The following is a 12,042-nucleotide window of genomic DNA, read 5'->3' on the forward strand; positions in this document are numbered from 1 at the left end:
GATGGCGATCCACCTGGATCGCCTGGAAAACAGGGGGTAATCCCCCCATTTCCCCTCTTGAAGTGACTACTTAGAAAGGGAGAAACCCTGTACTTTGAAAAAAGTACAGGGTTTCTCGACAATCTGAAAGCCCCGATTTTCATATCGGGGCTTTGCTTCATTTACACGGCTGTATATCCGCCATCCACCAGCAAGCTCGTGCCTGTAATGAAGGACGCATCTTCACTGGCGAGGAACAACACGGCTTTAGCGACTTCTTCCGGCTGTCCCAAGCGGCCCATCGGATGAAGGCCAACCAGGTGCTGGGTGATCGCTTCCGTTCTTCCCTGAATAAGAGGAGTATCGATATATCCCGGACATACGGCATTAACCCGGATCCCTTTAGAAGCATAATCTGCGCTCATCGACTGGGTTAACAGCTTAACGCCTCCCTTAGCGGAAGCATAGGCGGTAACTCCCGCTTTTCCGACATGGCTATGGATTGAGCCGCAGTTTACGATCGCCCCTCCGGTTCCTTGGGATAACATTTGCTGGATTACATATTTATCGCACAGGAACACTCCTGTCAGATTAATATCAATCGTTCTTTGCCAGTTGTCCATCGACAACTGATCGGCAGGAGCATCATGAGCAATGCCTGCATTGGCGAACAATACATCGACACGGCCAAAATGCTCAACCGTCTGCTTCACCATATTTGCAACTTCCTGTTCTTGGGTTACATCCGTTTTAACGAACAGCGTTTCAAAGCCTGCCCCTCTTAATTCATCGGAAACTGCTTGTCCCCGGTCCGAATAATCCGCGATAACAACCTTGGCTCCCTCTTCCACAAAAAGCCTTACCGCTGCTTCGCCGATCCCGCTGGCGCCTCCCGTCACAATGACAACCTTGGATTCAAACTTCATTTGTCGACCACTCCTATTTTGTGAATTCATCATATCAGCTCCACATTCATGTAGAGTTTGCATACTTCAGGCATGATATTCCACAAGCCCCTTTTCTTTCTTAAACCTACGTAGTATCGAATGACGGCATATGAATTCATAACTTGATATTCGCTGCGTCCTAACCTTTTTATCCGCCCGTCCGTTGTTATACCGGCCGCTCGATCGTAAACATCTCTCCCAGTGCAGAATAGATGTTTCCCGCCATACGGCTCACAGGCTTCAACTTGGCAGCGTCAATCCGGCCTTGCTCGTATAGCTCCTCCGAAACATGAAAGCGGACTACGCGGGCAATCAGCAGATCGGCAGCAGGCAGTTGATCCGCGCCATTCAAGGTAACGATCTGCTCCAGTACACATTCCATGCGAATCTTGGATTCCAGAACGCCGGGAACCTTAACCACCTCGCTTACGACCGGGGTTAAATTGGTTCGGTCAAGCTCACTCTCGTCCGGAGGCAGGTTCGCCGCCGTTTCGTTCACGGCTTCAACAGTATCTTCGTCCACGATGTGGATGACAAGCTCGCCGCTTTGCATGGCATTTCTCGCTGTATCCTTCGCCGTGCCGTTCTTCCGCTGAACGGAGACGGACAGCATGGGCGGATTGCTCGTCAGAATGGAGAAATAACTGAACGGCGCGGCATTCAGCACACCGTCCTCCGATAATGTCGTAACGAAAGCGATCGGCCGCGGAACAACGCTCCCGATCAGCAGCTTGTAGATGTCCCGTTCGCTTTGAGTATTCGGGTCTATGGATATCACTTGAGTTGCCCCTCTCCTGTATTTTTGACTTGTATAGGCTCCAGTCCTTCCTCAATACGGGCTCGCTCCGGTTCAAACCAGACAGGAAGTTTCAATTGCTCCCCCAGCGAGTCCAGATCTTCATCCACCGTAAACCCGGGCGGATCGGTTGCGATCTCAAACAAGATCCCCCCTCGTTCCCTGAAATATAACGATCTGAAATAGTTGCGGTTCTTAATCCCTGTTGGCAAAAAGCCATGTTGTTTCACCCACTCTTGCCATGTAACATGCTCACCATCATCTTGGGCCCGCCATGCGATATGATGGGTCGTTCCAGCGCCTCCGGTTCCCAAAGGGATATCCCGCATCGGCAAATCGATCACGTTGCCGAAAAGGCCCGCAGCTTGAAACCGGGCATAATTATCGTCCTCTCCGATGTAGGTCAGTCCCATGACCTGCTCCAGCGCCTTCTTCGTTTCCTCCCATTTGCTGCTGAACAGAACCGCACCGCCGAATCCCTTTATCGCTGTATCCGGAGTTATATCGTCCACGGACCAGCCGTTATTCGGTCCGCCCTCCCGCTCCACAAGCTCAAGAGAAAGTCCATCGCGATCAGAGAACTGAAGATAATGTTCGTTAAACCGAAATGCTTTCATGACAGGAACGCCGAATCTCCGTAAACGCCCTTCCCAATAAGGCAGGGCACCTGCAGGGACGACAAATGTTGTATACCCAACCTGTCCTCCTCCACGTATCCCTCTTCGTGAAGCAGAAGACGGAAAGAAGGTGATAATGGTCCCCGGGTGCCCCGCCTCATCCCCGAAATACAAATGGTAAACCTCAGGCGCATCAAAATTGACCGTCTTCTTCACCAGTCTTAGCCCCAGCACAGCTGTATAAAAATCAACATTTCTCTGCGGATCCTGCGCATAAGCGGTAATATGATGAATGCCTGCCGTTTGTAATGCCATCTCCATCGACTCCTCATCGTTTCGTATCCATACCGATGTTTCCCTACATGATTTTCGGTTCGTATGATGAAATATAATCTTTAAATTTAATATCTTTAATTCAAGATTATGTTTTTTTCATACCATTGTCAAGCGGCCCTTCATATCTCAGGCAGACAAAAAGCCGCCAAGAACGATTCCACGCTCTTAGGCGGCTCCAGCATGCAGCTGCGGCCACATGTCTATCCTGCGTCTATGCTTTTTGCCATTTTTCCTTAAAGAACAGCTGATACACTCTGGTTACGATAATCTTAATGATCATGTAAATCGGTACCACCAGCAGAATCCCTATAATTCCGCCAAGATCCTGTCCCACCAAAACCAGAATAATGATCGTAATGGGGTGGATTGCCAGCTGTTTGCCGAAGATATACGGACCAATCAGGTTATCCTGAATCTGCTGGGCGGCCAGAATGACAACAAGCGACCAGATCGCCGTCCCCGGGGACTGGATGAACCCGATGATCACGATCGGGATCGAGGAAAGAATAGCTCCGATAAACGGTATGAAATTCGCAATGACCGCGACAACCGTCAACAGCAGCGCATAAGGCAGGCCAATGATCAGGAAGCCGAGATACATCAAGACGCCCAGCGCCAGATTGATGAGGACCCGGCCCACGATAAACCCTTTGAGCGCGTTATTGATTTCATCCAGCACCGAGCCTCCTACTTCCTTGAATCGGTCAGGCAAAAAGCTGACAATCATCTCCCCGAACTTTCCGCCTTCCTTCAGCATGTAGTACAGCATGATCGGGAACGTAAATAAAACGATGGCAAAACTCGAAACAAACGAAAACAGGTTCATAATATAATTCGTGAGGAACGTGAAGCCTTGGTTCAAATAATCAGTTAGCTGTGTAAGCGGATTTGCGTTCTCCGGGAATATATCCTTGAAGAAGCCGTTATTCTCCCATTCCTGTAGCTGCTCGCCAAGCTTTGCAAACAAAGCGGGGGCATTCTGTACAAGGGCCACGATCTGATCCCGCAGGGATGGCCATACCCCAATAATAAAACCTGTAAGTATGCCTGCAAACACGACATATAGGAGCAGAATGGCCAGCGAGCGATTTAGCTTGCGCTTTTCGAGAAAATCAACCAGCGGCCTAAGCAGGTAATAGAAGAACCCGGACAGCATCAGCGGCACGAGGATGATCGAGAAGAACGAAAGTACCGGTCTGAATATAAAATCCACCAGCGACCCCAAATAAATAATAATGAGGACCAGGATCACGGCAAGACTTAATTTGAAAAACTTGTTCATTTTTAGCAAAAAGCATGCCCCTTCTCCTATTTTTTCACCATCGTATCATGACCATGTATCCATATACAAATCGCTCCCATCTGCACTGTTGAGAGGGTCGGATCTAAGGTGCTATCGCTTTTATAACCATTCCGTTCACTTCATCCTGGAGATATATACTTCTCCTAACGCCTCACGTATAATATGTAGGATTGCAAGGGTAAGGCTATAGTGTAGGAGGATAATATAAAACATGCATGTTACATCCATCATTCTTGGTCTGATCATCATACTGAATATCGTGTTCTCCATGTTCGTCGTGTTCAGGGAACGGCGGGATGCCGGATCCACCTGGGCATGGCTGCTGGTGCTGTCCTTTATCCCGATTCTGGGCTTTGCGCTGTACCTGTTGTTCGCCCAAAATTTAAGAAGAATCCGTCTCTTTCATTGGGATGATCTGCAGAAAACCGGAATCGAGAAGGTATTGCTGTCTCAAATGGAAGGGATGAATAACGGAGAATACCCGTTCAGCAATCAAGCGGCTGCGGATAGCAGCGATTTGATCCATATGCATATCAACGAGAATCAAGCGATCCTTACGGACGACAATCACGTTGAAATTTTCACGGATGGACGCAAGAAATTTGAACGGTTGTTTCAGGATATTGAGGAAGCCAAAGTCTACATACATATTCAATATTACATCATCCGTCGCGACGAGCTGGGCAAGAAGCTGATATCCCTGTTGACCAAAAAAGCAAAAGAAGGCGTGAAGGTCCGGGTTCTCTACGACGAGCTGGGCTCGCGTCAGTTAACCAAGGGCTTCTTCAAAGCATTTCGCGAAGCCGGCGGAGAAGCCGAGGCCTTCTTCCCGTCCAAGCTGCGCTTCATTAATCTGCGTTTGAATTACCGGAATCACCGAAAGCTGGCTATCATTGATGGCGATATCGGGTATGTCGGCGGATTTAACGTCGGGGATGAATACCTGGGTCTCAACTCCAGTTTCGGATATTGGCGGGACACCCATCTGCGCATTCAAGGTGAAGCGGTTTATGCGATGCAGGTTCGCTTCATTCTCGATTGGAATCAGGCTTCGCACCATCACGATATTTATTATGAATCGAATCTGTTTCCCAAGATCGATTCGCCTGGCAATGTCGGGATTCAGATTGTGACCAGCGGTCCCGATTCCAGGTATGAGCACATCAAGAATGGGTATATCAAAATGATTTCGTCCGCCAAGAAATCCATTCATATTCAGACGCCGTATTTTATCCCTGATGCCAGCCTTCTGGATGCGCTCCGCATTGCTGCGCTGTCCGGCGTCAAGGTTCACCTGATGATTCCCGATAAACCGGATCATCCCTTTGTCTACTGGGCGACCTTATCCTATATCGGGGAAATGCTGAGAACCGGGGCTAACGTGTACCTCTACAATAATGGCTTCATTCATGCCAAGACGATTATCATTGACGAGAAGATTTCTTCCGTCGGCACGGCAAATATCGATGTTCGAAGCTTCAAGCTGAATTTTGAAGTGAATGCGTTCCTGTACGATGAGCAATTATCACAACAGTTGACTCACATCTTCCATCAGGATCTGCGCGTATCCAGCCAGCTTACGATGAAGCAGTATCTGGAGCGATCAAGGTGGATCAAGTTCAAGGAATCCATCTCACGCTTGTTGTCCCCTATTCTGTAAAAACAAACCTTTAGCACTGCCTCAACATTTAGCAATTCAGAAGAAATACGGGAAACGCAGACCGTTTATAATAAAGCCAAGGAAAACAAATCCATCATTTTAAAACTGGGAAGGATGTTGAACGTGGCTAAACTGACACCGTATATTTTCTCTGAGGATGCAAAAGCGCAGGCTGAGTTTTATACCCAAGCACTAGGCGGGGAGATCCTGTCCGTACAAACGCATGGCGAGATTCCCGGAACCAAGGAAGAGCTTAAAGACAAGGTCATGCATCTTAGTCTGGTAGCCGGAGGCATTCCAATCTTTATGTCGGACTCCATATTCCAAACCCTGGAGCGCGGGAACGGGATTCACCTGAGCCTGTCGTTTGAGAGCGATGCTGAAGCGCATGAAGCTTTTGACCGCTTGGCACAGGGCGGTAAGGTGCTTGATCCGCTGAAGACTCAATTCTGGGGAGCGCTGTTCGGGTTGCTGGAAGACAAGTTCGGCGTATTGTGGCAGGTAACGACCGAAGTCCAAGTCAATTAATGTTAGAAGGCCCTTCAAGTTTCACTTGGAGGGCCTTTTCGCGTTATTTATACGGAACTCCAACGATCCACGACTTCCGCTGCGGCCAATTGGCTTGTGTGCAAAATACTTTTAACATCCCGCGTGGCGCGACCTTGTGCACGAATGATCTCATAATCCGTTATACCGAGGAATTCGAACATGGATTTCAAATACTTATGCGAATATTCAATCTCACGGTACCCATCATTCTCTGTATATATGCCGTCGCTGCCCTGAATGACCACAACGCTTCTTCCGTCGGTAAGGAGTCCTTCGGACCCGCTTTCCGTATATCTGAACGTTTCCTTTGGAATGATGATATTATCCATATAATCCTTCAACTTGGAAGGGATGTTAAAATTGTGGAGCGGCATGGCGATTACATACTTGGATGCCCCCTTGAACTGCTGCAGGATCTCAGCCATCCGCCCCATCATCTTCCCTTCATCCTCGGATAACGGCTCCCCGCTCTCAAGCTTTTCCCACCCGTTCAGCAGATTCGCGTCAATGGCGGGAATGAATTCCCGATATAGGTCGATCTGTTCGATTAGGCTGGCCGGATTCTGCGCTGCATACTTGCTTACGAAAAACTCAAGCACCTGCAAGCTCAAGGACTACTCGCTTCTTACCCTCGGATGTGCATTAATTACGAGCAGGTGTTCCATATAAACAACACTCCTTTTATTTTGTGGTCAACCAAAATCACCAGCTAGCTTGCAGTCTGACTCACCTCCCGATTAGAATGAACGCTTAACACGCATCATCTCAAATGATCTCCCTATATCAATTTGTTTGTACATACAATTATAATTCCGCGAAGATAAAGACCTCAGTCCTTATCCTCCAATTGATCACTCACCTCGTATAGATGCAGTGATAATTCATCACCTTCGGCATGACCTAAAATAGCGCCATAACGACTGCGCAAATTCATCCAGCACTCGTGAATCACTTTCTCCAAAGCCTTTCCTTTATCAGTTGTATAGATCAATGACATCCTTCCTTCCACCCGATTATAAACCAGCCCTTTAACGGCCAGCTTCTCAACCAGACGGGTTACAGTAGAAGGCTGCAGGTGAAGAATTTCGCCTAATTCCTTCTGCGAGATCCCTTCCTTCTCATATACAGCCATAAGCAAATAAGCATATGTGGGTGACAATCCGCTTGCTGCAAACTCGTCTTCGGCCATCTTGGTAATGACCCGGCTAAGACGATTGGCTGTGAAGTAAAGGCATTCCTTGATATACGTATTTAACATAACGGTTACCTCTTTCGCTGAGTTCATCCTGTTGAATCATCTTTGATTGTTTGCACATACAAATATAACGAATTTCCAAATAAAAGTAAAGAGGCAGATTTCCCCCATCACCTCGGAGACCTCTGCCGCTTCATTTTACGAGAAATATGCTGCTTCATGTTGAAGATACATCTGCTTGCTGCAATGCTTCTATTCGACCTGGCTCTGATCCATATACATGACTTCCCACAGGTGGCCGTCCGGATCCTGGAAGCTCCATCCGTACATAAAGCCATGATCCACCGGATCATTGGAAGGCGACCCTCCTGCGGAAAGTGCGGCATTGACGATTTCGTCCACCTGCTCCCGGCTTTCGGCGGATAGTGCCAGAATTACTTCCGTTGTGTTCGCGGCATTCGACAGATCTTTCTTGGTGAACGTCTTGAAATAATCCTCGGTGAGCAGCATGGCAAAGATGTTATCGCCGATGACCAGGCAAGCCGCGTTTTTGTCCGTAAATTGCGCGTTAAATTCAAAACCGATTTTTGAGAAAAAGTCCTTCGTTTTCTCCAAGTCCTTCACTGGTAGGTTCACAAAAATATTATCGCTTTTCAAAGCCATTTCGAATCACCTCGTCGATTTGATAGATTCATCATAGCATGAGCAGCAGCCCGGCATTTCTCTTCAATTGCTATGTTCAATCAAACACAGCAGCGATTCAGACGGCTATAACTCCATATCAAAAAAAAGAGGATGCCTCCAGGCAGTGTTAAAACTCGCCTGCGAGACATCCCATTGTATTACGAATCCATGTTAGTTAGATAAACCCACTGCCCGCAGCAATCTCATGACGGTTACCACCGTCTGAGTTTTGGTTACATGGGATTGCGGATCCAGCTTGGAGGCCGATACGCCTTGCATAATCTTCTGCTCCACAACGAAGGTGACGGACGACTTCGCATAGGATGAAACCTTGGCGTTGTCTTTAAATTTGTTTAACAATCCTTGGTTCGCTTCGTTCTTCTTGCCGGCATAATTCAGCACATTACTTAGCATAACGGCCAATTCCTCACGCGTAATCAAGCTGTTTGGATCAAAGATATCGCCTGAGCGTCCTTTCACTAACCCTGCCGCTTTCGCAGCTGCAATCTCTCTGGCATATCCGGATTTCGGATCTACATCCTTGAAGTTGGAGTAACTGTCGTCAGGGAGAATACCCAGCGCTTTCACCACAATGGATATAATTTCGGCACGGGTAATGGGTTGATTACCGTCAAAAGATCCGTTACTTGCACCAGATACGATCAGCTTGGCAGCAGCCTGCGCAACGTCTTCTCGTGCCCATGAAGGGATCGCGGCGCTAAACCGGATATCTTGCTGAAGCAGGGCATAAACACCGCTGCCGGTTTTCTTGATTTCAACCGTTACCGTACCATCCGCGTTAACTTTAAACAAGGTCGGAACGGATCGAAGCTCATGGGTACCTGGTATATAAACCACTCCGGTGGCACGTTTTATATTTATCTTTTTCGCATCTACAGTAACAAATTCGCTGACATGGGTTTTGCCGAAATGCTTCAGTTCGGTCGTTGTCTTATCCGCGTTGATTTGCTCAAGCTTGAACAACAGCGGAGTAGCTAGCACTTCTCTTCCCTTAATCAGTTTCTCCACGCCCGCTGCATCGGCAGCCTTTGGAGAAACAATCGAGACTTTCACAGGGCCGGGAACCGTAATCAGCGAAGCCGGAATCCGGTATTCTGTCCCGTTCACGATAATGGAGAGACTGGCCTTGGCTCCTTTTTTTGCAACGGCAGCGATGACTTCTTGCGGAATCTCAACCTCAACCTGCTTCGCACCTGCACCCGCATGAATCTGGAAGTTGGAGGAATCCGAAAGGTTAATGCTGTTAACAGCTGCAGCTGTAGGTAGGGTCACGACAGCCTTATCGCCAAGAAGCGTGACTTTTGCCTCTAGCTGATCGTTGGCTTTAGGCGGTTGTGGCTTCGAAGGCGTTGGTGAACCAGATCCTCCAGCGCCTCCTGATCCGCCGGAACCGTCAGATCCACCGGAACCGCTGCTTGAAGTTGTTACGCTAAGCAGATTCGAAGCGCTGGAGACGCGGTTAATCTCATCCCCCGTTCGATCTACCGCTAGCACATGAATCTTGTAGTTTGTCAGAGAACTAAGGCCATTCACGGTGTAACTATTCTCTATAGCCGAGCCTGACAAAGCATTATTCACATATACTTCGTATCCCGTTGCATCTGCCACAGCATCCCATTTCACCTGAATGGAGCTTGCGCCGACACTTACCTTTGAGAGATTCGCCGGAGCCGGAAGTGCTGAAGCATTGACTTTGCCGTCGATCGGCAAGTCGTTAATGAGTTGAGTCGTCAGCGTCTTATTGCGGTCGCCACTGATATCCCAGCTCATGACGCCGGCAATATCCAGCGACTTCACGATAGAAGCGGTGTACTTCATGGTGTTCTTATCGTTGTAGGTGATGAACACTTTATTTTGATCGTTGTACAGGTATGGTACCTTGGCGGATTCGTTCCAATATCTTTTATAGCCGTTCTTGTCGATGTAGTTATTCTCGAGATCGCTAAAATCGAAAATGGCAGGCTCCCACGATTTCAAAGCAGTCCCACCCTTATTGCAAGTCTGATACTGACCAAGCGGACCACAGCCATCCCAGCCCTTACCGTAGTAGGGTACGCCCGCGATTAACTTATGTGTCGGCACCCCGCCGTTCAAATGGCCTAACAAACCGCCAATCACATGATTTCTTGGAGCCGAGGATCTCAGAAGTGCTTTATCATAGAACAATGGTGAATTATGATGACCGAATGGGTCTTCTTTGCCACTGTAGTCATACGTCATAATATTAATAAAATCCAGATAATGGACAGAATTCGCAAAGTCTGCGTTAACGGTAAAATTGTCTCCCTGACCGGAAGCAATCGTCAGCAAATAATATTTGCCGTCCTCTGAACCGGCTGCATCTAACGCCTCGCGAATGGTTTTCATTAACAATGTGAAGTTTTCTTTATCCTCCGGTGCTCTGGAATTCGAATCTTCTCCGCCCTCAACAGGATATTCCCAGTCAATATCGAGACCATCAAACTGGTACTCCCGAAGGAATTTAACGGCAGAGTCGGCAAAAGCACGGCGTGTCACTTCCGTCATGGCTACGTTAGAAAAATTATCAGACCATGACCACCCGCCTACTGAAATCATGAGCTTCAAATGAGGGTTAGATGCCTTGACGGATTCGAAAGCAGCGAAATTTTGAAAATCAAAGGTCGGATCTCCAATTACAATTTCTCCGTCATGGACGTATCGGTCCTGCGCTGGAATATTAGGATCTTCGCAGGCTCTTGGTCCGCTCCCGTATTTTTTCCAGCATATATCGGCGAAGGCATAGTTAATGTGGGTGATCTGTGATACATCTACGTCACCAGGATGAAAATTACGTTCTTCGGTACTAGCTGACCAAGAAGTGTAGTACGTAATATTGTTATAATTGCTGCCAGGCACTACCGATACTGCTTCGCTTTCTGGCGAAGTCCATAGGCGGTTATGGCCCACGACCTTATACGAATAGGTCTTTCCTTCTTCCAGTCCAGCAGCTACATACCGGCTCTCGTTACTCGAGCCAACCTTTACCCCATCCTGATAAATATCATAGCTTGTGGCCCCGGGCACCGGTGCCCAGCCCAGTGAAACCGTAGATCGTGTAGCCGTCACGACCTGCAATCCTTGAGGTTGAGCCAGTTCCCCCCACTTAAGGGTAACGGCATTACTATTGGCGGATGCTTCCAAAGCTCCATTTGCGCTTCTTTGTGCACCTACTTTAAAAGTATAGGTCTCTCCTGCTTCCAAAGTTCCATAAGTAGCCGTGGTAACGGAGTTTTCCCAAGTGCCGCCTTTCCATGCTCCATTAATATAAATGTCATAAGCTTCGGCTCCGGGACTCGCCCCCCAACTCAGCGTAACCGTATCTTCCGTTACATCGTCAATTTTAAGATGGCTTGGAGGAGTCAACGGTGCATCTTTATATTCTGCTTCGTCTTTGGTTGTGGTGAATTCCAATACATTGCTTTTGTGTTCCTTTTTCACGTCGCCGTCCCACGTAATATAGATTCTGTAGGTCGTTTCAGGTGTCAATCCGGTCACGGCACGGGTCCAATAATTGCCCCATGCCAGCCAACCGCCTGAATCCGCGTCCCACACCTGTATATTGTTTTCACCTTCGACGGGTTTGAAATCCCATTGAAATATCGCCATATTATGAGAGACACTTTCAATACGAAGATTCTGAGGTGCCAGCGGATCCTGAGCATTGCTCAAGGCTTTATACGTTGAGTTCGTTACAGTCGCAGGCTCTAGGCCGGAGTTACCTGTGGAAATATCTGTAGGAACGTCTGTGGAAACGTCTGTAGAAGGAGTGCTTTCTGCCGCATAAGATGCAGGCGCATTAAGCAGTGGCGTAAAAATAAGAATAAGGGCCAAAAAACATATCACCCATTTTGGGTGCTTTTTCGTTAGAAAGGGTGTCACCGTTTTCACCTCTGTTGATTAAATTTCGATTGCAAATGATACAGCATTTCGATGG

The 12,042-nt window shown here is 47.9% G+C and carries 10 protein-coding genes; 2 read left to right on the top strand and 8 right to left on the bottom strand.

The genetic code is table 11. From position 1 onward, the window contains the following. Positions 1-161 precede the first annotated feature (161 nt). The 4 genes from AK95_RS15665 to AK95_RS15680 all read right to left on the bottom strand — a co-directional run bounded on the left by AK95_RS15665 (position 162) and on the right by AK95_RS15680 (position 3,966). Entirely contained in the window at positions 162-905 is a 744-nt protein-coding gene (locus tag AK95_RS15665; protein WP_071220900.1) for an SDR family NAD(P)-dependent oxidoreductase, read from the bottom strand. Positions 906-1,092: 187 nt separating this feature from the next. Beyond that, a complete protein-coding gene (locus AK95_RS15670) occupies positions 1,093-1,704 on the bottom strand; it encodes a flavin reductase family protein (protein WP_071220901.1) in 612 nt (203 codons plus the stop codon). Further along, a complete protein-coding gene (locus AK95_RS15675) occupies positions 1,701-2,654 on the bottom strand; it encodes a ring-cleaving dioxygenase (RefSeq protein ID WP_071220902.1) in 954 nt (317 codons plus the stop codon). The genes AK95_RS15670 and AK95_RS15675 overlap by 4 nt, the downstream gene beginning before the upstream one ends. Positions 2,655-2,886: 232 nt before the next feature. Then, a complete protein-coding gene (locus tag AK95_RS15680; RefSeq protein WP_071220903.1) occupies positions 2,887-3,966 on the bottom strand; it encodes an AI-2E family transporter in 1,080 nt (359 codons plus the stop codon). 223 nt (positions 3,967-4,189) lie between these two features. Between AK95_RS15680 and cls the strand changes: the two genes are divergently transcribed. Further along, on the top strand, positions 4,190-5,638 hold the full coding sequence (cls, locus tag AK95_RS15685; RefSeq protein ID WP_071220904.1) for a cardiolipin synthase: 1,449 nt from the start codon (positions 4,190-4,192) through the stop codon (positions 5,636-5,638). 123 nt (positions 5,639-5,761) lie between these two features. Then, the gene (locus AK95_RS15690) at positions 5,762-6,166 is read left to right on the top strand and encodes a VOC family protein (protein ID WP_071220905.1); all 405 of its coding nucleotides are present in this window, start codon (positions 5,762-5,764) and stop codon (positions 6,164-6,166) included. Between the two features lie 47 nt (positions 6,167-6,213). Here the strand turns inward: AK95_RS15690 and AK95_RS15695 are convergent, their stop codons facing one another. The 4 genes from AK95_RS15695 to AK95_RS15710 all read right to left on the bottom strand — a co-directional run bounded on the left by AK95_RS15695 (position 6,214) and on the right by AK95_RS15710 (position 11,714). Further along, entirely contained in the window at positions 6,214-6,798 is a 585-nt protein-coding gene (locus AK95_RS15695) for an FMN-dependent NADH-azoreductase (protein WP_235613129.1), read from the bottom strand. Positions 6,799-7,016: 218 nt separating this feature from the next. Beyond that, positions 7,017-7,445, bottom strand: a complete 429-nt coding sequence (locus tag AK95_RS15700) for a MarR family winged helix-turn-helix transcriptional regulator (protein WP_071220906.1) — start codon at positions 7,443-7,445, stop codon at positions 7,017-7,019. 189 nt (positions 7,446-7,634) lie between these two features. After that, positions 7,635-8,045 carry a VOC family protein gene (locus AK95_RS15705; RefSeq protein ID WP_071220907.1) on the bottom strand — a complete coding sequence of 137 codons (411 nt, stop codon included), beginning with the start codon at positions 8,043-8,045 and terminating at the stop codon, positions 7,635-7,637. A gap of 192 nt (positions 8,046-8,237) precedes the next feature. After that, on the bottom strand, positions 8,238-11,714 hold the full coding sequence (locus tag AK95_RS15710; protein ID WP_235613130.1) for a glycosyl hydrolase family 18 protein: 3,477 nt from the start codon (positions 11,712-11,714) through the stop codon (positions 8,238-8,240). Between the last annotated feature and the right edge of the window lie 328 nt (positions 11,715-12,042).

It is taken from the genome of Paenibacillus sp. LC231 (genome assembly GCF_001860525.1).
GTDB lineage: Bacteria > Bacillota > Bacilli > Paenibacillales > Paenibacillaceae > Paenibacillus_AQ.

What these genes read in the sequence shown, in the direction of transcription:
- AK95_RS15665 (WP_071220900.1), bottom strand. Translation starts at nt 905, where the DNA reads ATGAAGTTTGAATCCAAGGTTGTCATTGTGACGGGAGGCGCCAGCGGG.
- AK95_RS15700 (WP_071220906.1), bottom strand. Translation starts at nt 7,445, where the DNA reads ATGTTAAATACGTATATCAAGGAATGCCTTTACTTCACAGCCAATCGT.
- AK95_RS15675 (WP_071220902.1), bottom strand. Translation starts at nt 2,654, where the DNA reads ATGGCATTACAAACGGCAGGCATTCATCATATTACCGCTTATGCGCAG.
- AK95_RS15710 (WP_235613130.1), bottom strand. Translation starts at nt 11,714, where the DNA reads ATGGCGATATTTCAATGGGATTTCAAACCCGTCGAAGGTGAAAACAAT.
- AK95_RS15705 (WP_071220907.1), bottom strand. Translation starts at nt 8,045, where the DNA reads ATGGCTTTGAAAAGCGATAATATTTTTGTGAACCTACCAGTGAAGGAC.
- cls (WP_071220904.1), top strand. Translation starts at nt 4,190, where the DNA reads ATGCATGTTACATCCATCATTCTTGGTCTGATCATCATACTGAATATC.